The 26,394-nt window shown below is 65.3% G+C and carries 11 protein-coding genes and 1 tRNA gene; all 12 read right to left on the reverse strand.

Translation table 11 applies throughout. From position 1 onward, the window contains the following. Window positions 1-63 precede the first annotated feature (63 nt). Window positions 64-6,162, reverse strand: coding sequence for a hypothetical protein (locus EPN98_RS14970; RefSeq protein WP_293363704.1), 6,099 nt, complete (start codon window positions 6,160-6,162; stop codon window positions 64-66). Between the two features lie 57 nt (window positions 6,163-6,219). Next, window positions 6,220-7,050 carry a hypothetical protein gene (locus EPN98_RS14975; protein WP_293363705.1) on the reverse strand — a complete coding sequence of 277 codons (831 nt, stop codon included), beginning with the start codon at window positions 7,048-7,050 and terminating at the stop codon, window positions 6,220-6,222. 23 nt (window positions 7,051-7,073) lie between these two features. After that, window positions 7,074-8,561, reverse strand: coding sequence for a hypothetical protein (locus EPN98_RS14980; protein WP_293363706.1), 1,488 nt, complete (start codon window positions 8,559-8,561; stop codon window positions 7,074-7,076). A gap of 1 nt (window position 8,562) precedes the next feature. Continuing rightward, the gene (locus tag EPN98_RS14985) at window positions 8,563-9,372 is read right to left on the reverse strand and encodes a GIY-YIG nuclease family protein (protein ID WP_293363707.1); all 810 of its coding nucleotides are present in this window, start codon (window positions 9,370-9,372) and stop codon (window positions 8,563-8,565) included. Between the two features lie 49 nt (window positions 9,373-9,421). Beyond that, window positions 9,422-10,342 (reverse strand): HNH endonuclease, encoded by a 921-nt coding sequence (locus EPN98_RS14990; RefSeq protein ID WP_293363708.1) that lies wholly within the window; start codon window positions 10,340-10,342, stop codon window positions 9,422-9,424. A gap of 73 nt (window positions 10,343-10,415) precedes the next feature. After that, the gene (locus tag EPN98_RS14995; protein WP_293363709.1) at window positions 10,416-11,021 is read right to left on the reverse strand and encodes an HNH endonuclease signature motif containing protein; all 606 of its coding nucleotides are present in this window, start codon (window positions 11,019-11,021) and stop codon (window positions 10,416-10,418) included. Window positions 11,022-11,197: 176 nt separating this feature from the next. Beyond that, on the reverse strand, window positions 11,198-15,067 hold the full coding sequence (locus tag EPN98_RS15000) for an N-6 DNA methylase (protein ID WP_293363710.1): 3,870 nt from the start codon (window positions 15,065-15,067) through the stop codon (window positions 11,198-11,200). Beyond that, a complete protein-coding gene (locus tag EPN98_RS15005; RefSeq protein WP_293363711.1) occupies window positions 15,067-17,856 on the reverse strand; it encodes a DEAD/DEAH box helicase in 2,790 nt (929 codons plus the stop codon). The genes EPN98_RS15000 and EPN98_RS15005 overlap by 1 nt, the downstream gene beginning before the upstream one ends. Then, window positions 17,856-23,042: a DEAD/DEAH box helicase gene (locus EPN98_RS15010; protein WP_293363712.1), complete on the reverse strand. Its 5,187-nt coding sequence runs from the start codon at window positions 23,040-23,042 to the stop codon at window positions 17,856-17,858. Before EPN98_RS15010 ends, EPN98_RS15005 begins: the two co-directional genes overlap by 1 nt. A 287-nt stretch (window positions 23,043-23,329) precedes the next feature. Next, window positions 23,330-23,404, reverse strand: a tRNA-Val gene (locus EPN98_RS15015). Window positions 23,405-23,422: 18 nt separating this feature from the next. After that, on the reverse strand, window positions 23,423-24,133 hold the full coding sequence (gph, locus tag EPN98_RS15020; protein ID WP_293363713.1) for a phosphoglycolate phosphatase: 711 nt from the start codon (window positions 24,131-24,133) through the stop codon (window positions 23,423-23,425). Continuing rightward, window positions 24,123-26,378, reverse strand: a complete 2,256-nt coding sequence (locus EPN98_RS15025) for a transferrin receptor-like dimerization domain-containing protein (RefSeq protein ID WP_293363714.1) — start codon at window positions 26,376-26,378, stop codon at window positions 24,123-24,125. Before EPN98_RS15025 ends, gph begins: the two co-directional genes overlap by 11 nt. Window positions 26,379-26,394 lie beyond the last annotated feature (16 nt).

A 26,394-nucleotide genomic window follows, 5' to 3' on the forward strand; every position in this document is an offset into this window, starting at 1 on the left:
AGCGACGTTCAGAACTGCCTAACCCGCCGACATGCGCAATTCAGAGCCTTCGGCACTCTCGCGTCAGGGCCAGGCGCGGAGGGCGACGAGCGCCCGCCAGAGTGGAGCGCCAGTCTCCGGCGACGACGCCCTGGCGTACGAATCGCAGATCTTGCGTAGCGGCGTGGCGGCCGCGGGCCAGGCGTAAGCAACCACCAGCATCAGGGAGGCGAGGCGCTCAAGGGCGGCCTTCATGTCCGAACCCATAGCGGCGCGCGCCGCGGCTTCCACCACGATGGTGAAGCCTAGGGCCATCTGCTCGTCGTCGTAACTGAAGGGGCCACGCAGCGTATCGGCATAGTGCTTGGCTAGCTGGAAGATCTTCTGATCGAGCGCGTCGGCGTTCGGCTTGTCCGCAAGGCCGAGCCGGGTGTCGATAGCCATAGCCGGGCCCTGGATGGGCGTCTCACCTCCTTCAATCTTCTCGATTTTCATCGCATCGAAGACCCGGATGAGCCGGTCCTGCAGGTCGGTGGGAAGTCCGGTGCCGCAGAGGCGGTTTACCGTCGCCCAGTGGATGACCTCGGTCGGTTTCTCCTCGAGTCGGGTCACATTGACCTCGAGCGTCTGCCTGCGAGCGGCCCTTGGATCGAAAGGCGGGTCGAGGGCAATCACCGGCGGCATCGCTACGAAGCTGCCCATGGCGTTCGCGGCATCCGGGTTCCAGAGCATCAGGCCAGCATCGAGAATGACCTCTTCGTCCTTTTTGGCGAACAGCGTCGACTGGATAGCCGCTGTCAGGTCCGGCGAGGCGACCGCAACGTCTTCGTTCCCGAAAACGTAGCCGAGGCCGGAGAAGTACAGTGCGCCCGCCAGCATCTGATCCGGCGCGGCACAGTCGGAGTCGAATGGCTGGTTGCGCCAGAGGCTGACCAGCATGTCCTGCTGCGCAGGGTATTTCTCGAAGTCCTTCCTAGCCAGATCCGCCTTGGCGCCATGTTGGAGGGTGAGGGTGCACACGCGGTGCGCGTGCGACCAGACGAGCGCTAGTTGGTGACCTGTGGGCAAGGCGCGCCACGCCGGGTCGTTGGCGTAAGCCCGAGCAGTCCAGTGTAGCAGGGCATTTAAAAAGCGGCCGGCAAGGGGAAGGCCGGCGAGCTCGTCGCTGAGGATCTGGACGGCGCGCTTGCCGTCACCCGACAGGCGCGCGGTCGCCGCCAGATGCAACGCCGTCGTCGGGCTGAACGAAGGCGGAAGGTCGTCTAAACTCTTCACGGTGTCCTTGATGTCGACCGCCAGCGGGAGCGGCAGGCCGCCCAGCCTGCGCAGAGCCTTGCCCACTCCGATCTTGCCGGCCAGCTCGCGCCAGGCGGCCGGCGCCTGGTCGGCGACAGAGCGTGTCAGGTCGCCGAGGCGCAGGTGATGCACCAGCTGGCCGGCCGGTGGGGGCAGGAACTCGCCCAAGCTCTTGATCGCCTTGGCGCCTAAGGCGTCCGAGAGCTGGGCGTAGTGGTCGATCAGGCTGGCGCCGCGGGCGTCCTGAAGGGCCTCGACCAGGTCGCTATCGGACTTGGCGTCGCGAACCGCCGCTTCGACCCGCGCGAGGTCGTCGGGTGCGAGGTCCTTCGCCGCGAGGTATTTCTCGATGGCCTCGCTCCGGTCGCGGCCCTCGGCGGCGATGATGGGGAACCACGGTTCGCGGAGGCGTAGCTCCAGGGCGCCGCTGAGCGCCAGACCGCCGCCGTCGGCTTGCTTGAGAGTCAACTGAACGTCGGCCTGGCTGCGGACCGTGGCTGAACCGTTGCGCAGGGCGCGGGTGACAGCCGACCAAAAGGCCTCCGGCGAGAAATTCACGCCGTTGATGGTGAGAATCCCCATGCTCCCGACGCCGGTATCCGACAGGAACTCAGGATGCTTGAGAAGGCGCTCCTGGATCGTCTCCGGCACCAGGTCGAACACGCGGCGGCGGAACCGGCCGAGGAAGGCCTTGGTCTGATCGGGCGGCAAGTCGAAGTTCGCGACGTCGTCGAGCCGATCGGCGTCCGAGACCAGATTCGCGAGGTGGGTGGCGACAAGGTCTAGGAAGTCGCCCGCGTCGTTGTCGACCAGGGGCGCGATGGCGGTCTCGTTGAGCCATTCCAGCATGGCCGCGCGGCGCGGGCTGGGGACGCCCCAAGACGCTGAGCCCACGTTTGGGATCGCAGATAGTAGGGCGGCCAGGTTGATCGCGGCGAGCAAGGTGCTGGCGCTATCGCCGCCGGGTAGCACGCGCATCGGTTGCTCCTGGCGGAGCGCCGACCAGAGCCAGTCCGACTGAGCCCGAAGCTCCTCGACGGTCGCGTCGTCGTCTCCCCAGAGTTCGGTCAGGCAGTCGTGGACGATGCGGCGAGCGCCCACCATGAAGGGGGTCTCATCGGGGCGACCTTCGAGGTTGGGAATGTCGGTGGGGCCGATCTTCAATTTGCCGTCCAGCCGCATCGCCGCAGCCAGATTGCGACGCAGGACGTTTAGCGCTTCGGACTCGACCACCTCGCCGTCCACGATGGCGGCGGCCTTTAGGGGCGCGAGAACCTCTTCGGTGCGGGTGGGTAGGAAGACGGCGCCGCCGGCGCGCAGCTGCAGCAGCTTTTGCCGGTGTTCCTCAGGCGTGATCCGCTGCGCCGCGAGCAGAGCGTCAAGCACTTCCATCATGCCGACGACGATTTTGGTCTCAGCCAATGGGTAGCCGGTGACGTGCCGGTCATCGATCCAGAGCACGCTGTTCACGCCGCCCGGTGCCGCCAACAGGTCCATCATGCCCTGCTCGATGAAATTGGGCGGCCGCAGCTTGGCGCCTTTGGTTGCAGAGGGGTCTTCAGCGATTTCGTCGTCGCCGTCTGTCGCATGCGCATCATCGCCACCGGAGGCGGCATCCGCGCCATCTTCCTCGGCGAGGTTCATGGCCCGGTGGGCGACGCGCTGGAACTGGCCGGACTCCTGCCGCAGCGAAACTTTCTTCTTTAGTTCGCCGATCCAGTCGGCGAGGGTCTCCCGATCGGCGGCAGCGCGGACCGTCTCGGCCGCGTCGTCGATCACCGATTGGGGGACCTCGCAGGCGAACCCGTCGAGCAACGCCTCAAGGGCGTTGTGCATCGCCAGGGTCTCAAGGGTGTTCTCGACGAACAGGAGGCGGCCCCGTGGCGTCACGGGCTCATCCAGTCCGTCTTCGGCGGGCGGAACCGGCTGGCCGAGGCTCGCGAGCACGCTTCGCACCGTCGGCCCGGCTCCGGCCTCACCGCTCGGCTTGCGCTCGTGGCGCACAGTTTCCGTCTCCGAGGCCGGCGTGTCCTGGGTCTTCAGCCGACGATCCCGATGTGCGTCCAGGATCGCCTGGGCGATTTCGACCTGCGAAATCTGGTGGTGGGTGGCGTCCAGCTCCAGCTTGAGGATTGCGTCGGTCAGGCTGGGACTCACCCGCACCGGCGATTCCAGCGCGTCGAGATGGGGCCAGAGGTCAAGCTGGTCGAGCAACAGGAGGCTCGTCAGGTCCAGGTGGACCTGCCAGCGCTCCCAGGGAGTCTCAATCGGCACCTCGACCGGCCGGGCGCCGTGGCGCAGGAACAGCGGGCGAAGCGCGCCTTTCTCTTTCGCGCGCGGGGCCAGCCGGTAGTGGTCGGCGATCGAGATGCCGAGCGCCGACGCGACGAGGTGGATCGGGGTCGCGCCGGTCGCCAGCAGGTCGGATAGGTTTTGGCTGCGGTCGCGGCGGGCGACCATCTCCTGGACGACGTCGTCGATGTCCACCAACCAGACGTCGCCAGCAGCGCTCTGGGCGCGAGCATGGACCCGCGGCAGAAGCCTCTCCGCCTCAGCGTTGAGCCCTAGCTTGTAGCCCTGCGAGAACGCGTGGAGCAGAAGGCTGTCGGGCACACCAAGGGCTATGGCGACGCGCCACAGGTCCCGGGAGAGAGCCACGTCTTCCCGTGTGACCGCCAGGGAATAGCGGATCGCCCGATCTGGGCCGAGCGCATTGGCAGCGAGCGCCTCTCGGATGGGAGTGAGCGCCGCCTGCACATTGGCGGCCTGAATGTGGATGTCGGCCAAGTTCAGACGGTCGGTAATATCGCCGGTTTCGGTGGCGATGCGCTGCGCCAGCTCAAGAGCGCCGGGCAGATCGTTAACGCGCTCGGTCGCCATCATCACCATGCGCCGGCAGTCGAGGGGCAACTGACCGCCCGGGAAGTCGCCATGCCGCTGCGCAGCGAAGTCCAACAACCCCTGGGCGGATCCGGCGTGGTGGAGCGCATAGATGGCCAGGCGCGTGGCCCGGGCGGTCTCGAACTTTGCCAAGGCTTCGGCGAAGGGGGCGATGGTCCGCCAGCGGCGCTGCTCGGCCAAAGCCGATGCGAGGTCCAGTCCGATCACATTGGGCGTATCGCCGCCGAGGAACTGGCCCAGCAGAGCCTCGACCGCTGTCCAATCTCTGGAGGCTTCCGCCTTGACCAGCGCATCTGCCACGCTGGCTGGCGAGGGAAGATTGGGATCCATCGCCGGCGGGGCTCCGCCCTCGATCCAGTGGGTGGCCGCCTCGGCGGCTTCTCCGGTCTGCACGAGGAAATGGGCGGCGAGCGCCTCGGTCGCGGCGGGAAAGCTGTCGCGCTGAGCGACCATCAGGCCGTAGACCCGCACCTGGTCGCCGGTGGCCTTGCCCCTGGCATAAACTTCGGCGAGGGCCGCTTCCGCAGTCGTACGATCGAAATCCAGGCCCCGCGCCATGCCCCAGCTAATAGCCAGGGCGTCGGTTGGGTCCTCGGTCAGCATCGCGCGACAGAGCTCAGATGCGTCCCCATGGCGATCCGGAAGCAAGTTCGCGAGGCATGCTAGCCGCCAGGCCCGGTCCGTCCGCTCCGGCTTGGTCCGCTCGGTCAAGGGCGTGAAGAGCGCGAGGGCAGCTTCTAGATTGGCGCGCGCGGCGTCGTCGATGCGCACCAGGTCTGGATCTCCGGCGACGGGAAGAATGGCCAGGACGACCGGGGCCATCGGGCTAAGCGCCTCAGCATACCGCGCCATCGCCAGCGAGCGGATCACTTGCAGGTCTTTCGGCGCCATCGCATAGGCGCGCTCCGCTGCGGCGCGGGCTTCGCCCCTGCGGTTCTCCATCGCCCTCAGCCGCGACAGGATGCGCAGGGTTTCCCAGTCGTCGGGGTCTTCGGCGACGAGGCGATCAAGGATGTCTGCCGCTTCGGAAAGACGCTCCTCGTCGAGCAACAGCGCGGCATGCAGCTGACGGTCCAAACGACTAACTGGGTCGCCGAGCACGGGGAACGCGGCGGCCGGACCCACAGTCCGCGCCGCAATGACCGCCGCCACTCGCCGAATGGTCGGATCGAGCACCAGGGCCTCTTCCGACATCTTGGTGGCGGCAGCTATATCGCCCTTGCTCAGCGCCACCGATGCAGCAAGGCGCAGGGCCTGGGCCTGGATAGGCGCACGCAGCTGGCTCCACTGGGTAGGCACCTGCACTTCGGCGAGCAGGCGCTCGACCGGCCCGAGGTCGCCAGCGCGCAACTGCTGCATAGCGCCGGTGAGGCGTGCCGCGACGTTTTCCGAGTTTAGGACGATGAGGTTGTTGACCTGCTCGACCTGGGCCGCAGATAGGATGGCCGGAACGTCCTTGCCGAACAGCGCTTCTGCCCACGCCTCGTGCAGGTATTGGATGGCAACCGAACGGCCAGCCTTGCGGACCCGTGCGGTTAATTGCTCCGGTCCCCAGACCTCGTAAACGATGCCGACATTGGCGAAGCGCCGGGCCTCGGCTTCCCGTTGATCCAGCAGCTTTGTGCTGGTGATATTTTGCGCCGCAGTAGCCAGGATGAAGCGCTTGACGCCCGGCCATTGGCTTTCCTGGTGATCCAGGAAGTCCTTCGACCACTTCTTGAGCTTAGCCGACGTGGCCTCTTCTACGCATTTGCAGGAGACCACGTCACGGTTGTTGTCCGCGACCCGTCCGGCTACGCCGTCGACCCCGAACTGCGTCTGCCCTTCGATCCCGAACAGGTCGACGTTCTTCAGGCTGGGATCGTTCTCCATCAACGCCCGCACAAGACGCTCGAATTCCTTCGGCCGCTCATTGAGCAGGTGGAAGGGGATGACGCCCTTCGACGCGAGCGGCGGCGGTAGATTGGGAGATGCGGGTTCGCTCATAGCTTGCAATCTACTGGACAATGACGGCGCGCCGCCATGCGGTCGTGGGCTTAGGCGCTAAGCTGCTGGCGCGCCGCCGCTCTGCTCCAATGGCGCTCCGACCTCAGGATCCGTAACAAAGATCGCCTGGGCTCCGACGCTCCATGCTTCAACAGCGAACATCGCCGCCGCAGCGTCCTCGGCCGAGCGGGCGCGCGCCTGGATAGCTTGCCTTGAACTAGTGGACGCTGATCTCCGTGCGCGATCAGCCGTCCGAACCTCAGACAGCACCGACACCAGGTCTCCGAGCGAACGAGGCTTGACCCGCAGGTCCTGAAACACTTTCGCTACCATGCCGTCAGTGCGCACCTCCTCCAGCGGGATCGGCTCGGAGCAGATGTAGCGGCTGGTCAGGTCGTAAACGACGCGGTGACGGCCCGCGGGCTGACTGCGGGCGGTAAGCTCGCGTTCGATGTCTGAAGGCCTCACCATAAGGGAGCGGTCAAGTACGGCCCCAGCCTGATAGGCATCTTCATACTCCTGCCAATCGGAGAACCGCGGCGCCACGTAATACGCCTCCGCGCCGCGCTGCTCGGCGTCCACGAGCAGACGGAACTGATCTTCTGTCGTGTCCAGATGAAAGCGCCAGAAAGGGCTGGAGACCGGCGGCCCAGGCTTGCCGGGCGGCACCGAACGGTACCGCTTCATCTGCTGGCCGAGCTTGAACTGAAGCATCAGCACCGCTCCGGGCCGATCAAAGGCCACGTCGAAACCAAGCACCTTCTCGTGAATCAGGCTTGGCAAGAATGGCGTGGCCGTTACGCCTACAGAACGCAGGGCAGCCTCAGCTTCGCGAGTGGCCCCAAAGCCATAGGAGAACTCCGAGAGTCGTTCGTGGAGATCAATCATTCAGGATACCCGCTCCACTTCGATCAATCGTCCGCGCCGATCGCAAGATGCAGGATCCCCATCCTTGCCTTAGCGCCCTCGACAAATTCGGGCTCACCGCGGCAGCCGTCCGCGAGCTGCTTTAGGCGGCGGCCGGTCGTGTCCCACTGGTCTACCTGCGCCTTCTGTCGTCGGTACGCGTGGAACCGTTGCCAGATGAACCCCAGGGCATCGGACCAGGTGATCTGCTTCACAGATGGGTATTGCTTGGTGAGGTCGAGGCTTCGACCATTTCCGATGGCGATGAGGCGCACTCGAAGCCCGTCGGCCTGGTGCATGCCCTTCTCGTAGAGGTCCGCGGCTGCGATCGGGATGCGGTCGAGTGCGAGGCAGCCAAGGGCTGCCAACACTCGCTCGACGTTCTGGCGGTCTCGATCCGTCCAAGGGCCATTCAGCGCGCAAGGTTGGCCGGTCTTCACCTCGACGATTGCCATGTCGATCTGGTCGGGGCTGAGTGCGAGCGCCCTCACATCGTCCACCATTACATCGTCGGGGTTGTCGAACAGGCGCTCCGCCCGATTGGGAAACCTAACCGCGAGCAGATCGGCGTCGGTGCGTTGGCCGCCGCGGCCGGGGGGATGGATGACGAAATTCTCGATCTGGAGAAAGCCGTTCAAGCGGAAGTACCAGTACGCGACTTTCTCGGCTGTCAGCCTCTCGTCTGGCGAGATCGGTCGGCGCGTCGACGTCGCTCCCGTCACGCCGAGGATCCACCCCTCAGCCATCGCGATCGCGCTTTCCTCATCGCTAAGAGCCGGCTGTAGCGAGCGCGCCAACTCGCCGTCGCGGTCGGCCCTGGACATCCAGGCGGCGATGCAGAAGGCGTCGTGCTGATCGGGGTTGCGGCCGTCGTTCTCGAGGTCGCGATTCCAGAGCGCCGGATAGACCTCGGCGATGGCGGAGCGACCCTCGGGGACCTCCCACCCATCGAACGGCCAAAAGTGGACCTGCTGGCCGAGCTTGCGGCGGATGAACCGGAGCCACGGGATGCCGGAGTGGCTGGACTTCGCCACCGACCCTTGGACGTCGAAGTGGAAGACCGACTTCGCCGCACCTGCGCGCCGTTCGGTCAACCGTTTCCAGCGTGTATTGCCTCCGCGGGCCGCGCCGTTTCCGAACGCACCATCGCGCACGTCGTCGACCCTGATGTCGTCGTCGGTCGGCCAGTGGTTCTGGAAGTCTTCAAGGAAGCTGTCCCAGTCGCGCGGCAGCCCATGCGCCTGGAAGTAGCTAAGTGGGAACGAGAAGCCGTGGTCGATCCCAACCAAGGTCGGCGCGTCTTCATTCAGCCGATCCATAAGCCACTCGGCGACGCCGCGCCGGGACCAATACTTTTGGGGAGATGGCGGTGGAAGGACTTCGGCCGGTGGCCCATCGCCCTCGGCCATATAGACGCGAAGGCCCTTCAGGCTCGCGTTGGGTGTCTGAGCGCCTGAATAGTCGATGCCGATGTAGCGGTTGAACGCGGGCATCTCAGTTCCGGCTTAGGCCATAGTCGCCGCGGGCAAGCAGGATATTCTTCCAGAACGTCTCGCGGTCCAGGATGGCTTGGTCGGCGGTTGCGTGGGGGCGGTGTTCGAGCAGCGCGAACCGGAAGGCTTTGCGGCAATAGGCGAGGGTCGGGTCCGTAACGAGCTTGCGCAGTTCGACATTTCCGCCATGACCGGTGGCGGCATACTCGCACCACCGGGACCAAACGCCCCCCTCGCCATAGGCCGAGCCGACGTATCGCTTGCCCGTCGTGATGTCCGAGATCAGGTAAATGCCTTTCACGCTGGTCAAAGACGCCCTCCAGTCCGGGCGGCTGTTGCGCACGAGGGCCTCGAGTTCCTCGAAAGACAGGTCGATGTTTTCATAACCGGGGAATGACCGCCCGGCATAAGGCTCCCGCAGGATCTCCTGGACTTCGAGGTTGTCGTAGTGGTTCTCGAAGTTCACGCGCGTCTGTCGATTTCGGTAGTTCGATCGCAGCTTGAGCCGGCCGATGAACTGGGCGCCGTCGTCTGCGAGCGCCACCTCATACCGATCCTGCAACCGCTCCTGGACGTGGAATACGCCACCGAACAGCCAGATGTCCGGCTCGTGGTAGAAGCGCGCCATTGAGAAGATTAGCGGTCGGTTGAAGTCGTCGCGGGCGGGTCGATAGGCCTGCCACTCTTGCCATTCAGCCCTGTCCCGAATCCAAACTTCTAGCGGCTGATGGTCGCCGTTCCAGCGGGCGAAGTGAACCTTGAACCTAGCGGGTTCGGAAATGGGCCATATGTCTCGCAGCAGGATGGTCATGGGCGAACGCCTGCCCAAGGCCCGCTCCCACGCTTGCTTGCCATGAACGTCACCCCCTGAAGCAGTTCTCGTTGTGCCACGACAGCGCGGCCGGATCGTGGCCCTGCGCAGGGCTGTCCGGCACGGCGATCTCCTGGCCGTGCAAGGCGTAGTAGTGGCGGCCGTTATCGAACTCCTCGCGGATGCGGCGGCTGACCTCGAAGCGGCGCTCCGGGGTTACCGTCACGTATCCAGCATCGAAGAGGCTGTGGATGTCGCGGCGCAGCAGCAGACCGTTGCGGGCCTCGTGCTCCCCGCCATCGCCGTAGGGCCGGATGTGACCAGCCTCGAGGGCTGGCAGGGTTTTCTCTCCGGTCACCGCGCAGCGGCGCTTGTAGATGTCGGTCACCAACACCCGGAACGCGCCCTGGCCGAGCCGCGGTCGGATGAGCTGCGGCTCGCCGAACCGTGGCGCGCTGTCTCCAACGCCGGACGCGCCGGACAGGGGCAGACGATCCTGCACGGCTTCCCACAGCGCCAAGCGGTCAGCGGTCTCGGTGGTGTAAGTCTTGAACGAGACGATATTGGCCGACCAGCTCTCTGGGACCGGTATCCAGTCGACCTCGTCCAGAAAGAACGGCTGCGTCAGGACGCGGCAGCCGACCGTGAAATCGCTGCGGTCAGCCGGGTCGGCCCGGCGATACTTGTCGATCCGGGCGCGCATGGCCCGCGCCGACACGGCTCCGTTGGCCTCGCCGAACGCCAACCAGGCCAGCGAGCATGGCAGGGCGTTGGCGTAGGCGAAAACGCCGCCGCCCACGATGAAATTGCGCGGCGCGTGTAGCTTGAACAGGAACAGCTCACCAGGCTGCAGAGCCCGGAAGCTGCCCGCCGACGGCGCCCAGAAGCTCACCTCGGGCAGGTCAGGTCGTCGGCGAAGGGCCTCGAACCAGTCGCTGTCTGTGACCGCTACAACCAGCCTGACGCCCACGGCGGCTAAGCCCCCTTCAGGCCGAGCGCGGGCAGCAGGCGCTCAACAACCGTGGGGTAAGGACGCTGGCTCCTCACGGCGCAACCCCCTGGAAGGTCTTCGCGCGATGGACGGCTAGGCGTGCCCGGTGCCCGGGCGTAAGTCCGGGAATCGGGCGCGCGCTGGCGATCCCGAGAGCTTCGGCCGCCTTTGGCGTGAGCCGGGCGGATGGAATTGGCCTGCCGTCGTCTTCAAATGCCACCAGACCGGCGTCGAACGCGGCGTCCCACAACGAAGACAGCAGCAGCCCATTGCTGGCATCCAGGCGCTCGGCGTCCGTTGCGCAGGCGGCCCAGGGGATGATGTGTGAGGCGCGCAGAAGGGCGGGGTCGGTAATGCCGGTCATGGGGCAGCGGCCGGACCAGTAGAACATCAAGGCGTCGCGGAACTTGTCCTGCCCGATCCGCTGAACGACCAGACGCTCGGCCTCGGTGGTCTGCGGCAGTCCTGCGACGGCTGCCTCAAAGGCGACGAGCGGCGTGGGTGGCAGGCTCATGGCCAGCTTCCAGGTGCGATCCACGGTCCGCGTCAGGGCCTCGTCGTCGGCGAGCAGGACCGTCGCCGCGCCCGGCCCCGCCACGGGGCACTTTGGAAAGTTGGCGGCCAAGTCCGCCGCGACGCCGGCATGGGTGGCCGACAAGGCGAAGGGCCCAGCGGGCGGAACCCCAGCTATCCACACTTCTCCGGGTGCAGTGGTCGACGCGTATCCAAGCCAAGCGCCTCGGACGCCGAGCTCGACGCTGAAACCCCGATCCCAAGCCGCCTTTTGGGCAAGGGTGCCGACGACCAGGCCGGGGGGGTCTTGTAGGGCGAATGTCACTCGCCGAGCGCCTGAGCGTCCCAGGCCGCGAGGGTCAGGCGAGCGGTGCGGTAGTCGCCGAAGTTCGCGATGTCGTTTTTCTTGAGCACGCGAAAGGTCTCAGACGGGTAGGCGGCACCCATGACGTCTGCCGGATCGAGAATGTATCGCAGTTGGTCTCTCGTTAGGCCGTAGGCGCGGGCGAACCAAGCGTCGAGTTCGGCCCGCAGTTGGGCTCGGCGGTCAGGTTCCCAACGAAAGGGCGAGCCAGGAAAGCCGAGCGTTCTAGCGAAGGGCGAAATACTGAAGCTAGTGTAGATAAGTTCCAATATTCGAGGTATGATGAATTGGAGTGATCTCTCGTCATATTTTTGCGGCGGCAATACGGGTAGTTGTTTAACGTGAAAGAAGTTAATATTAACCCCGCCAACTTTTTGACGTACTATATAATCAAATATTAGAGAAGATAAGTTACCGAGCAATGATGCATATTTGAACGCATCTACATCGCAAAACAATTCATTTAAACTATCGCCAGCACCTACCCTAGGTATAAGACATGGAATAAATGATCTGCTATTTCCTATTCCAGTAATTTTATTGAAGACAATCATGGCCTGGTGATGAAAATCTCCAATTCGTTCTGACACTTCGGATTCGGCAACCCAGTAAAATGGCTGAGGTTCGAAATCGGGAGACTGATATGATGACAAGGGAGTTTCCGGCATTACGCGATATCCGCGCTCATCTCCGCGAGAACCATAGTCGCCGGAGCGATGATCGTAGAAATCGACCATCTTTGCTTCATACAGAGGAACGAATTTAATACCGCGAGGGGAGGTCCAGTTCGCCCCCTCCCTTTCGCAGCCTTCTGAACCAAGTTGAGCAGCAGTCCGAAACAAACCGCTGTCGTTCGACATGTGGAACATGCTCGCGAAGGACGCGCCCCAAGAATTCCCAGTTCGCTCGTTGGTCTCATCCATCAAGATGGGAACTCGAGCATAAATAGACGCAGTAAGTTCGGCGTCCGCACGGGCGCGGAAAATTGGCACCGTCCGCGTATTCGGGTTGATCGCGGAGATTTGAGCCGGTGATAGTGTGAAGCGTCGTGCTGGTTGATCGAGATCAGACGGGATGGCCAGGAAAAACGCGAAGGCCGCTGTCGGACAATCAGTGGCAAGCGTCAGCAGGCTAAACTTAATCGCACTATGAACTGCGGGAAAAAGGCCGGCCCTGTTCTCGAAATCGAAGAGGCTTGCTAGCCGATTTTGGGCTATCAAATGGGCGAAAAAGGGCGCTGTCGTGGCGTCTGTTGCAATGCCAGTCGGGATGATGATTCCGGCCCGCCCCTGTCTTCCAATCAGTCGAGCCGACGTCTCAGCGAACAGGGCATAGGTATTGACGTCTCCCCGACCAGTAAGGGGGTACCGCCCGTCTTCGCCGATCCGCGCGAAGGCTGACGCAGCTTCTGCAGTGCGTTTGGCAGCTTCGAATTCAGCAAAAAGGGTTCGCTTGGGGACATCCTCAGCGACCGCAAGCTCCGCTATCATCCTACGGCGCACCGCCGCATTGGGGGCGGCGGCGATTTCGGCATCGCGTGCGGCAAAGAACTCCTGTTCCTGCAGCTTTATCCGCTCCCATGGAGGGTTGCCTATGACGAGATCAAATCCCGGATCGTTCCCCGCGAGCTCAGCTGGGAACTCCAAGGGCCAGTGAAATACCCGCGCGCGAAGCGCCAAGGCTTCTATGTTATCGCGGAGTTGACCCTGGCCTAACTCGCCACGCACCGCATCCCAGACTGTTCGGGTTGTTGGCACCCGCATCCCGGCACGCTTAGGAACGATAAAGGCAGCAACCCAGGCGTTCGCCGCAAGGAGTAAATTCTGGCGCTCTGTGGACGCCATGAACGCCGCCAAGGCTTGCCGCTTTGCTTCGACCTCAGCAATTGTCTCCTCCGGCATCTCCCGAATTTGTACTGCTTCCCCAGCAAGGCGCTTTGGACGCAGGATCGCTGCAAGGAGTGGACGGTCACGTTCGGACCGATTGACGTTACGAAGGTCGCGGGCCGTCGGCTTGTCGTCGCCGGTTAGCGGTGAGTACGCGGCATCGGGGATGCCCTTCTCCAGTCCGGCCAGATCGTCGAGGCCCAACAATGCGTCGCCGCATCGGATATTCCCATCGAGCAAACTCAGCGGCTTGCCCGGCTCGACGCTCTCAATCCACAGCGCAACCTTGGTCAATTCTACTGCCATGGGGTTGCGATCTACCCCGTGGATACAAGCACTCATCACCTCGCGAAGTGCATGCCTATAGTCGTCCGGTGCAGGTGAGCCATTGGTTCGTATAGCGGCGAGCTGAGCAGCGATCCGGCGTGCCGCAGCCAAGAGAAAGTGGCCAGAGCCGCAAGCCGGATCGACAATCCGCAAAGCGAGCAGCGCCCCTGCCGGATCTTCAGCGCCAGAGACTGTGGCGGCCAAGAGCGGGTTGAGCGCTGAGTCCAACAACGCCTGAACCAGGCTATCGGGTGTGTAGTAGCTGCCGGAAACTTTACGGGCGTTTCCCTTGCTCTCAATTCCCTCCGTTGCGAAGGCAAATTCGGCCCCCCCGCGCTCCAATCTGGGCACCAGTTCCAAGAGGCCCTCGTAGACCGAGCCTAATTCTTCGGACTCCATATCCCGCCAATTGACCGGCACAGGGCCAGCCGGCTCGCGCAACCAAGCCAGGCGATAGATGGCCTCCAGAAGCCGTGAGTTTGCGAGTGCCGCCCCCTCCAGATCGGGGAGACTGTCATGGTCGAACAGCCCGCCGAGCGCAGGAAGACCTAGGCGCGGTTCGCCTCGCCCAAGAGCCCTCATCACGATGCAGAGACCCTCCCACGCATCATGGTGCCGGTCCCAGGCCGCTCGGCGCACCGAGCGGTCGCGCAGACGGCCCAGGGCGTAGCCGCGTGCGTATAGCTGGCGAGCTCCGACCGGCGCGTCAGCGGGATGAAGGAGGCCGCGATCCTCGGCGGCGAGAAGGAAGATCAGGCGGTACACAAGGCGCAGGAGGGTGGCGTAGTAGTCCGCGAGCGATAACGCTCCGGATCGGAGGCGCTCGGCGAGCGCTGTGTTGGCGGGATTCTCAAGGAATCCCTGGCCGAGCAGTAAAAGCGCCGCCTCGACGCCATCGCGAAGCTTGTCGCGCGCGACAGCGCCGGCCTTGGCCCCGTCAGACCGCCACGCCTCCAAGGGGCAGGTCTCATCGTTCGCGGCGAACCGGGAGCGGTGCAGTGTCAGGAACAGCGCTGCGAAGTCGGCGTAGGCCTCGTCGTCGAAGATGGCCGCGAGGTCGAATTCGATGAAGGCCGGACGGGTCAGGCTCGGGTTATCGCGGACGAGCCGCAGGCACCGCCCGTTGGTGGCTAAGCCCCAGAGCGCCGTCGGCTCTGCGTTCAGAAATTCCTGCATCAGCGTCGCGGCCGACCGGCGGCGACCCTGTGCGCTGAGCGCGTCGGACGGGCGGTCGATGGCGTCGGAGGCCGGCGCAACGGCGATGGGCACGGCCCCTGCCATAAGTGCGACGGGAAAGCTGCGCTCGCCGACCGTCACCGGCTCGTTCAGCCGGCCGATGTCCGTAAAGCCCAGAACGTCTTTGAACAGACCTTCGATGAAGCGCGCTGTCGCGCCCACGCCGGGCGTCGGGACGGCGCTGAAGGCTCGCCACTGCGCCTGCCCGATGCGGAAGAAGCGCGCCAGCTCGTCGCGAAGGGTCAGGCCCTTGGGGACGCCGTAGCTGTCGGCGTCCTGACCTGGCAGGCTCGCGGCGGCAATCTTCGCGAACTGCGCCGGGGCGATCAGCGCGCCCATGGCGGTGACGGCGGTGAAGGGTGAACTGGCAGCGGCCATCAGGCGACCTTCGGCAGTAGGGCAAAGACGCCGATGAGATCGAGGGGCAGCACGGCTTCCACCCGAACCTCACCGCTCATGCGCGCCGCCGCCCGGAGTCGGGCGTGGTCGGCGGCCAGCGCCTCTGCCCGTCCGGTCGCATAGGCCGCGAGGCCAGCGCGCGTGGCCTCACGGTCCAGGGTCTCCAACGCGCTTCCGAGCACACGGGCGCGAGCAAGGTCGGCAAGGGCTGCTGCGGCGGGATCTTCAAGTAAGGCGGCGGCGGCGAGGCCTGTAAGGCTTGGTGTGGTGTCGCCCTGCACCCATGCCAGGGTCGCTGCTTCCTCCGCGAGCAGAAGCGTCTCGCGCTGGCCGCTGCGAACGATCAGCTTGAAACGCAACCGGGCCAGCGCCACGACCGTCAGTCGCTCGACGGCCGCCGAGACCCACGCTCCAGCCCGGCCTAGCGGCGCAATGGTCGTGGACAGCGGATCGAGCGCCGCCTCCAGCAAGGCCTCCGCGAGCGTGGCGGTCAGTGGGTGAGCGCGATGCACGATCGTCGCACCGCGAGGCGGCGGCTCCTCGAATGCAAAATGGGTCGTGCCGTCCAGGCGACGCCCTTCCAGTCGGCTGCGGATCGATGCCGGCAGGGCGGCGAGCGGCGCCCGAAGGCCGCCCGACTTCAGCGCTTCCGCCGGGGCCTCCAGGCGCGCGAGGGCGCGGCCGATAAACCGTTCTAGGTCAGCGGGAGTGCCCAGCAGCTCGCGCCATCTGCGCCATTCCGGAAGTACGTCCTGGGGCGACAGGACCCGCTGGGCGAAGCGAGCGCGGCTGCGCTTCTCTCCGGCCTCCACGTCTCGCCAGACTCTTTCGACATGCGCTCGCTCATCGTCGAACGACCCGAAGTCCAGGCTGAGCTGCGTTCTGGCGACGCGGCCTTTACGCAGCAGGACCGCCTGCATCAGCGCGCCGGTCACCGCCGCGGTGTCTTCCGGCAGGGTGACGGCTACACCGGTGGCCTCTTTGATTGCGTCGGCCTTACGAAGGATCACCTCCAGGACTGCGCCGTCGATTGCGCTGTCCGGCGAGTAGAGGGTCACCGAACGGACTACTTCCGCAGGCTGCCCAAATCGATTCACGCGGCCCTCACGCTGCTGGTGGCGGGTAGGGTTCCAGCTCAGGTCGTAGTGGACGACGGCGGCGAAGAGGGACTGAAGATTGATGCCCTCTGACAGGCAGTCCGTTGCAACAAGGATGCGCTGCACACCATCGTCCGACGCCATCGCCTCAACGGCTTTGCGACGGTCGTCTGATGGCAGATCACCGGTCACCACCTCGATTCGTGCCTTGGGAAAGGCTCTGCGAAGGGCTGCGCCCACCGCGTCGGCAGTCGCGATGAAACGGCAAAAGATCACCGGATTGGTGAGGTGGGGGATCAATTTGACCAGCGCTCTTAGCTTCGGATCGGGGCCCAGATTGCTGGCCTGTTCGATGAGTTCGGAAAGCGCGCCACCCTCATCGACCCGCCAGTCGGGGGCGAGGTCTTCGGCGGGCGTTTCGTCGTCGTCGAGGTCGAAGACGCCCGCCTCCAGCTTGTCGGGCAGAGCCGCGACGCGATTGCGAAGGGCGCTGATGGCGGCCTGCGGTGAGCTGCCCACGCAGCGCATCAGAGCCAGCGTGCCCCAGAAGGCCAGTCGACGGCTACGCGCGTCAGTTCCGGCACCCTCGACGACACCCAGGCACCAATCGAGTACCGCTTCGTGGAAGTGCCGGTGGGCGGCGGTGAGCTGGTAAGGTTCTTCGTCCGCCTCATGTTTGGGGAAAGCGCGGTCCTCGCCCCAGGTCTGCCCATCGGCGGTGGGCTCGGTGATGTCGATCCGGCGTCGCTGGACCACGTGGCGAGCCAGGCGCGCACGCCCCGCATCGCTGTCGAGGGTCTCGGCCCCAAACGCCGGATCGAGCAGGCCCAGCAAGCGGGCAAAAGCCACATCGTCGCCGGAGTGGGGCGTCGCGGTAAGCAGGATGAGATGGCGCTCAGCGTCCTGGGCGAGGCGCTGGAGTAGGCCAAACCGCTGCTGGCGACCGCTTTCCGTGCCGACGCAGGCATGGGCCTCATCCACGAGCACCATGGAAGGACAGACGCGCGCGAACTCATCACGGCGACGATCCGCCTTGATGTAGTCCAGGCTCACGACCGTGAATGGGTGGGCATCGAAGAGGCTCACGCCGGGCGGCAGCTCCCGCTCCAGCCGCGGCGCGGAGGCGGCAGTCACCGCTGTCGCATTGATGTCGAACTTCAACTCAAGTTCGCCCACCCACTGATCCACCAGGTGCGGCGGGCAGAGGACGGTGAAGCGCGCGACCTCGCCCCGATCGATCAGCTCGCGAAGGATTAGGCCCGCCTCAATCGTCTTGCCGATCCCGACGTCGTCAGCGATCAGCAGGCGGACCACCGGCAGGCGCAGCGCCATCATCAGCGGCACGAGCTGGTAGGCGCGCGGTTCGAACCCTAAGCGCGCTGCCGACCTGAATGGACCTGCGCCGCGCCGCATCGTGAACCTGAGCGCATCGCTGAGCAGACGCGCAGCATCCTGTGTAGCGAACACCTGAGCGCCGTCAGGATCGATCTTAGGTGGATCGAAGCTGGCGGGGCGAACACCTCCTCGCTCCAGCTCAGGATCGATCCACTGAATGTCGTCTTCCGATCCTGAAAGCGGACGAAGGCGCAGCAGCCCCTCGGTGTCGGAAGGCAACGTGACCCATTCGCGCCCTCGCGCCCGCACAAGCTCTCCGGGGCCGAAGTCGGGCATCAGGCGGACCTTCCAAGGGCAGCAGCGAGATCTGCCGGCGCCATGGGCGCGTCGGGGTCTGTGATCACAAACAGGGTAAAGCCAAGACCCACGGCCACGGATCGAGTGGCCTCGACCGCGTCGGCAGGTCCGGCGGCGACATAGAAGGCCGACCAACTCAGCGGCAGCTGGCCATCGAATGCGGCAGGCGGCGCATTGGGTCGAGGCAGGCCCCAGCGTTCGGCAGTTGCGACCCAGGGGCCGTCCGCCCCGTCCGCATCATGGCACGTAACTTCGGGATCACGAGGAGTGACCTCGGACCTCGCCAGCCTCAAGAGTACGCGCAGGGCGTCCTCGTTGGTCCGGTCGATCAGCTCGTGGTCTGGTTGATTGTAGTAGGAGAGAAGGCACTTATAGCAGCCCTTCACGCAGGCCGCCGTCTCCAGCTCTTTGAGCCTCGAAGGGTCAGCATCATCGATCGCTTCATCAAGCTGTTCGTAGTGCATCAGCTCCAGGGCTGCGTGCGCGATGCGAGCAATTGCGCCGCTGTCCCCAATCAGCCGGTTCAGGACGCCCGCGCCGCCTTCAGTCGCCTCGAACGCCAGCACGGCTCGGCGGTTTGTGCGCTCGGGCACCGGCTCGGCCAGGGTCTCGCCTTGCTCCAGTTGAAACACTAGGTCGAGCCCACGGCTGAGCGCGTGCTGCACCGTCGCCATGGCCTCTGGCGATAGTTCCGCGCCGGCCAGCCGCAGGAGCGCCGCGTTCTTGGTGTCGTGGACGATAGGCACGACCCTCTGAGCCGGGGTCTTGTCTGGGTCGGGCTGGACGTCCGGTCCGCCGTCTTCCTCCGGCGGCTTCTGCCAGCGCCCGCTCACGGGATTGATGCCGAACCCGAAGAGGCTCTTGTCGGCGCGGCGGCGAAGGCCCTTGTTCAGTCGGCTGATGGACGCTCCGGCCGAGTAGTCGATGAGCAGGATTTCACCGTCCGCGTCGGCCGCCACGGCGCGTTTGACGTCGAATGCCCCGTCGCGACGAGGCCAGGCGAAGACCGTCTGGATATCGAATCCCTGCCGCTGGCGCTCCTCGTCATTGGCCGTGATCCGCTCGGTCGGGAGCGTCTCGACGTTCTCAATACGAAGGGTGTTCCTGACCGGCTGCACGCCGGCCATGTGCGCGTCGCACGCATGGCAACGCTCGGGCTCGGCGACCGCGTGTCCGCCGCCGCAGGCATCGCAGATCCACACAGCCGAAGTCGCGAGCCTCTGGCCGCCGTCCTCCTTGATGCTGGCGGGCAAGCGGGCCTTGTGGACGCGATAGGCGCGGCCCTCGTGGTAGATCAGACTAAGCGGCCCGAATTCGGCGATGGCCAGGAAGCGAGCGCGCTGAAGGTAGGTCGAGCGTGAGTTGGACCCGGCTTGGCCTGGTACGAACGCGTAGAGTGGCAGACGGGGGAAATTGTAGCCTGGTAGGAAGCCCTCAGTCGCCAGATAGCGGTAGGTGTAGAAGTCGGATCCGCCTTTCTCCTGCCCAGCTTCGAGCATCCGAATTTGTTCGGCGGCCTGGTTCCATTCCGACCGGGCATTCGCGCGTTCGCGGCCAGACAGGCCGGGGATATTCTGGCGACGGTTGGCCTCGTTCAGTTGGTCCTGTGCGCCGGTGTAGAGCTCTCTCCAGCGGTTGAACGTCTGGGCAAACAGGCCTGGGGCCTCGTCGATCACTTGGCGCGCCACCGCGTCCAGGTCTTCATCCCATTCCTCTCCAAGCTCCGCGCCGACGCTGTTCAGGATACGGCGCACTGCCTTGGCCGCCCTGGGGCCAAGAAGCGGGTCGGCCAGCACGGTCTGTATGTCATCGCGTAGAGGCAACTTGTCCTTAGCGAGATCGAGGACACCAGGGATCGAGGGGTCAAGCTCCGCGCCGGCCTCTGCGATCCAGACCGCGTGCAGGTGAGACAGCACGAGGTCGCGGTTTCCAAGGTCCAGAGACGGCGGCCGGACGATGCCCGCGACCATCTGCGCCCGGTTACCGAAATAGTATTGGTCATGCGGGCTCTGGGCCGCGCAGTAGGTCACCACCAATGCCGGCTGACCCGACCGACCTGCCCGACCGGATCTCTGCGCGTAGTTGGCCGGCGTCGGCGGGACGTTGCGCAGATACACCGCATTCAGGGCCGAGATGTCGACGCCCAGTTCCATCGTCGGCGAGCAGAACAAGACCGGCAGGAAAGCGTCGTTCTCGCCCTCCTTCAGGAGTTCGCTGCGGTGCTCGACCAGCTTCTCGCGATCCGGGCCTCCATAGCGAAAGCGCCACTCCCGCCACTCGCGCTTTTCGGGTTCGACCTGGGCCGTGTGCTCCCGGCCCTCCAAGCCAAACAGGCCCTCGTCACCCGCGGTCAAGCCTGCGGCGAGAGTGCGGTAGAGGCTGGAAAAATAGGGGTTTGGAGGCTTCTCTCCTGCGACTGGACGGCCGACGCCCAATCGAACGCTGGTCGGATTAAGCCGCCAGCCAGGCGTATCGAACTCGGTCGCGATTTCGCGCACAAAGCCGTACTGCCCGGCTGCTGAGAGCATCGCAAAAATCAGGTCGTGATAGGCTTGGGCGTCAAGTTTGGCGCTCCACAACTTCGCGGACCTAAGCTTTCGCGCCAGCCCACTCTGGGCCCCAGCACGCAAGACCTGGGTCTCGCCGCGCTTCCCCGCCTCTTCCTTTCGTGGCGCGTCCACCATCAGGGCCGCGGCGGTGCGTGGCTCTTCCTGGCGGCCAATTGCCCAGGGATCACGGAGCAAAGATTGGGACCGTTCGGCGATGCTGGAAAGATCTTGCCGATCAAGCGCCGGGGTCTCGATCGCGAGCCCTTTTCTCATCGTCTCGAACAGGAGGAGGAAAGCCTGTTCTCGGACCGCCGGAGTCGCCAGCCTCAGGGTGATTGGCCCGGCGGAAAACGCTTCTTCGTCGGCGACTAAGTCCTTCAACGCGGGGTAGCGCGCCTCAACCAGCCGAAGTTCTTCAAGGTTGGGGTTCGTGAAGCGCCAACCCCGTCGCTGATCCACCCAAACACGATGTGCCAGTACGCGAGCAAGCGCAGTCCCGGCGTCGGTGCGCGCAACACCCTTTGCCGTGGGATCCAGCATCCACTCGTGGCGTTGCGCTTCATTCTCGGGAGTGAAGCTGAGTGCATCCTGGACCCTCCGACCAAACTCGTCGGGCGACAGGCCTTCGTCGCCTGCACGTTCTACGGCCACTAGGATGGCTGCTCGCAGAAGGGAGACGAAAAGAAAGTCGTTGAAGTGACCCGACTGAAGAGCCGCATCCTGTCGATTGTCGGTGAAGCCCAGCAGCTTTCGCTGGTGCTTCTTCAGGCTGTCGGTGCGGTTCATCCAGCGCAGAGCGCTGGAGACCAGTAGAGTTGTCGCTGAGCTTCGACCTTCGGCCGACAAGGCGGCGAGCTTGTTGATTTCCCGCGCCTGCGGCGGGGGCTGGTCGAGGCAGGCGGGGCAGAAACCGAACTTCCCCGGGGCGAACCACATCCGCCGGCCGCTCCCCACACGACCACTGGGACCCACCATGATGCATTCGAGGGCGCGAGGGCGGTTACGGGATTTAAGCCGGGTCTGGCCGGACTTGGTTCCTTCGACCCAATCCTCCGGATAGTCCTCAGGCGCGCCGGTGAACCCGAAGTCAGCTTCGGCCGGCTCCGGCATCAGATACCCGGCGCGGTCCTCGCTGTTGGGGTCTTCCACAGGCGTGTCGTCAATCGCTCGGGCAAACACCTGCTGCCCGCCTTCGTCGACGGCGACTGTCACCGAATGAAACTCCTGCCCGCAATTCCGGCAGAAATAGAGGGGATAGAGGCGGGCCTCAGTGTCGTCGGGGTGGAAGAGCTGCCCTTCAACCGTCACCAGCCGGCGCGCCGGCTCGCGTAGCGTCGCATGTGCATGGCCTGCGCCTGAAACGAAGCGGTGCAGCTTGAATGCCAGGAATGCCCTGTCGCCTGCTCCGCCCCGTTCGATCTCTCGCTTACCTGCGAGGGTCAACATCGCACGAAGGGAGCGCTCACAAGCTTCTGCTGGCCGGTCCGCCGCCGCACTTAGCGTCGCCGCAGCCTCTCGAAGCGTAATTGGCGTGCGACGCTCGAGGCCCTGAGCGTCGTTCAAACCCACGGCCATCTCGATCCATGCCGCAAGCGGATGAAGAGCCAGATCTTCGTTGCTGAGATCTGCAGGGAGCGGGCTATCGATAGCGCCGGCAAGGCTGTCACGCCCGAGGTCGACACGGGCGTCCGTCGCACGCGCGAGGGTCTCCGCGATCACCGAGGAGGCCGTAATGTTGGTCGCAAAGAGCTTGCTGGCGACCTGAGCTACCGCGACAGCTCTTTCATCAGCCCCGCCCTCGGACGCCATTGTCGCCGAGGTACCGATGCAGACGGGTTGATTTGTGGGGCATAGACGATCGCGAACCCGCCGCATGAGCATCGCGACGTCGGCACCCTGGCGACCGCGATAGGTATGCAATTCGTCGAGAACGAGGAATTGCAAGCCTTGAGCGTTGCCCATCACTTCCCGATCCTCAGCCTTCTGGCGGGTCATCAGGAGTTCGAGCATCATGAAGTTGGTTAGAAGGATGTCTGGCTTGTTCGCGCGCACGGCTGCGCGCTGCTCCTTATCCTCTTGACCGGTATAGCGGGCGACAGTGGGCCGAAGCGCTGGGGGCAGCCCGGACTGATCAAGGTACCGGTTGATCTCTTCGAGCTGGCTGTTGGCCAAGGCGTTCATCGGGTAGACGATGATGGCCCGCGTTGACTGCGGCTGGCCGGCCGCCCGGGCGCGGATCGCGGCATCGACGATCGGAACAAAGAAGCAAAGCGACTTGCCGGAGCCGGTGCCGGACGTGACCACGAAGCTCTGCCCCGTAGTTCCCTTGACGACGGCTTGGCTCTGGTGGCGATGCAGAAGCAGTGGCTTCCCATCGCCATCGCGGAACACCTTGGCCGTTTCAGGGTGCAGCGTGCCATCCGCAGCCAGAGCACTAACGGTGGCACCTGGTTCGTAGCGCGGATTGATCGAAATGAGTGGCTCAGGCCAGAAGCGGCCGCTCGCGTAAAGCGCTCTAACGCTCTCGTCGATGTCCTTCGCCTTGATGAGGCTGAAGGACCGGGCGAACTGCGCATAGTCGCGCATCAGCGCGCTATCGAGATCAAAGATATCCAACGCACAACCCTCGCGACTCGACGCAATCATTGGGTGGGAACTGGGCAGTCGGCAACCCAGCATAGATCTACCTGCGTGGCGATCTGCCCGATCCAATTGATCGCTCGGTGGTAGCCATCTTCGCGGCGTTGGGCGGTGGCGTCGACGCCAAAGCTGCGATGCGCAGCTTATTCTGCGCGGGAGACACCGATAGTCGCGTTCCGACGGGTATCTATCGCTTGGTATCTATTTGGTATCGGGGGCGCCAAATGGGGTGACGCGAAATTCTCGCATCTCTTTGAAAAGAATGGTGGATGCGACAGGGATTGAACCTGTGACCCCCTCGGTGTGAACGAGGTGCTCTCCCGCTGAGCTACGCATCCGCCGCAGGAAGGGGCGCGCTATAGCGGACCCGATTGTTCGCCGCAAGCGCTCAACAGACGCAGGCACGCCTCGGGCAGCGCATCGAAGTGGTGGACGAGCGCGTCGCCGCCCAGGTCTGCCGCCGGGATGTCGGTGTAGCCGAAGCTGACGATGATCAGGCCGGCGTTCGCGGCGCGGGCGGCGCCGGCGTCGGTGTTCGCGTCGCCGACCAGGATCGTGCGCGACATCGACCCGCCGGCGACATCGACGGCGGCTTGCAGGTGGCGCGGGTCGGGCTTGGCGAAGCCGGCTGCGTCGGGCCCGACGATCGCCGCAAAGCGTGTGGCCAGTCCCAGGGCCTTCAGCAGGGCGACCGACAGGTCGGTGGGCTTGTTGGTGCAGACCGCCAGTGTGGCGCCCTCGGCGGACAGCACGTCCAGCGCGGCCTCGCAGCCGGGGAACGGCCGGCTCTCCTCGGCGATCCGCCCCAGATAGTGCGGAATGAACCGCTCGAAGAGCTGCTGCAGCCACTCGGGCGCTATGTCCTGCCCCGCCGCGCGGAACCCGCGCTGGATCAGGTGGCGGGCGCCGTGGCCGATGAACGGCCGCGCCTGGTCCAGCGGCAGGGGCGGGAGCCCCTCGGCCGTCAGCAGGTGGTTCAGCGTCCCGATCAGGTCGGGGGCGGTGTCGACCAGCGTGCCGTCGAGGTCGAAGGCGATCGTGGCGCCCTCCAGTCTCCTAGCCGCCATTCATCACCGCGGTCGCCGCATCCAGGCCGGCGGCATAGTCGATGAGCGCCTCGGCGGTCAGGCCGATGTAGGTCGCCGCGTCGTCGAAGCGCCGCTCCTCGATGGCCTCGCGCACGCCCGGCAGGGTCTTGGCGCCATAGCCGGTGAAGCGGCCGGGGGCGTAGAGCATGTTCTTGTACCAGGGTCGGAACGGCAGGCCATGGTCGCGCAGCAGGCGCTGCTCCAGCGGCAGGATCGCGGCGTCCAGCCTGACCTTTTGGGCGTCGGTCAGGGTCGGCCCCTTTGAGGCCAGCGTCTGGTCGAACGTGGTCGCGCTGGTCTTCAGCCGGGCGACGGCGGCTTCCAGTTTGCCGAAGTCGATCCGGGGCGATGCGGGCAGGGGCGAGGGGTCGGCGCGGCTGACGCGCGGATCGTCGGCGACCTTGTAGGCGCCCGCGGCCAGCAGCCTGGCCCGGGTCTGGGCCTCGTCGCGGCGGGTGTCGGCCAGCCGCTTCACCTCGTCGACATAGCCGCCCACCACATCGGCCAGGTCGCCGTACCGCTGCACCGGCGTGTCGGCGTCGGCCAGGCGCATCACCATCCGCCCGGTCGTCTTGGCCAGCGCGCCGGCATAGGCGTGGCCGGGGTCCACGAAGCGGCTGTGATGCTCGTAGGTGTCGTAGGCGGAGTGATACACGCCGCCCGAGTCGCCTTCGCCGCCGAAGCCGACATTCAGGCTGGCCAGGCCCAGGTTCTGCAGGAAAGCCGAGTAGTCCGATCCCGATCCCAAGGGCTCGATCGGCAGATCGCGGGCGTGATCCGTGGCCATCTTGCCCAGCGCGACCTGCCGCGGCGTGGCGGTGGGCGAGGTCGCGTCCACTTCCAGGCCCGCGCGAAGGCGGTCGCGCACCGACACGCCGGTCTGCGGGTCGATCACGTCGGCCGAAACCTCGTTGACGAAATGCTGCAGCGAATGGCTGCCGCCCACGCCCAGGAAGCCGCGGCTGTTGGAGTCGGAGTTGATGTAGACGAGCGCCTTCTTCTTGAGCTCGGCGGCATGGGTCTCGGCCCATTCGGTCGAGCCCAGCAGCATCGGCTCCTCGGCGTCCCAGCTGGTGTAGACGATGGTGCGCTTGGGCTTCCAGCCGGCCTTTACGAGGGCGCCCAGCGCCTTGGCCTCGCCCATCATGGCCACGTGACCCGACAGCGGGTCCGAGGCGCCGAACACCCAGCCGTCGCGGTGGTTGCCGCGGACGATCCACTCGTCGGGCCGCGTCTTGCCCTTCAGCGTGGCGATGACGTTGTAGGCCGGCTTCAGCGACCAGTCGGACTCGACCTTGATATGGACCCTGGCCCCGTCGCCGCCGCCCACATGGTAGGTGATCGGCAGCGAGCCGCGCCAGGCGGCCGGCGCCACCGGGCCGTCGAGGGCCGCCAGCAGCACCTGGGCGTCGCCGTACGACAGCGGCAGGGTGGGGATCTTCAGGATGGTCTGGGCGTCGGCGCGCGCCACCCGCTTGGCGTCCTTGGTCGAACCGTACCCGGGGGTCGTCGGGTCGCCCGGGAAGACGGTCATGTCGGCCACCGAGCCGCGCTGGAAGCCCTGCGGCGGCCGCGCCGCGCCCTTGGGATAGACGTCGTCCACCGAATAGCCGTCGTCGCGCGGGTCGGAGTAGATGATCGCGCCCACCGCGCCGTGCTCCTGCGCCAGCTTGGGCTTCAGGCCGCGCCAGCCTGCGCCGTAACGGGCGATGACGATCTTGCCCTTCACCGAGACGCCCAGGCGCTCCAGGGCGTCGTAGTCGGCGGGCATGCCGTAGTTCACGTAGACCAGCGGGGCGGTGACATCGCCGTCCCCCTGGAACGCCACATAGGCCGGCAGCTGGTCCTGGGTGCGGCTCGAGCTTTCGTCGCCGGGGATCGGCCGCTCGGTCAGCGTGGCCTTGAACGGCGCGCCCGCTCCGGCTGTCAGCTCCAGGGCGACCTCCTTGGGCGTCGGATAGAGCACCCAGAACGTCTCGATCTTCGCGTCCCAGCCCCAGCTCCTGAACTGGGCCAGGGTCATTTCGGCGTTCTTCTTATTGTGGGGCGCGCCCACGTGGATCGGCTCGGCCGACATGGTCTTCAGCCAGCCGCCCATCTCGGCGTTGTCGATCATCCCGTCGAACTTCGCCTCGAGCGCCTTGTCCGGGGCGGCCAGGCCGGCGGCGGGCAGCAGCGCCGCGGCGGCGACGGCGGCGAAGAGCAGACGCGAACGAGATGACATGGAGATTCCCCGACTG

The sequence above is a fragment of the Phenylobacterium sp. genome, from assembly GCF_004299445.1.
Taxonomy (GTDB): domain Bacteria; phylum Pseudomonadota; class Alphaproteobacteria; order Caulobacterales; family Caulobacteraceae; genus Phenylobacterium.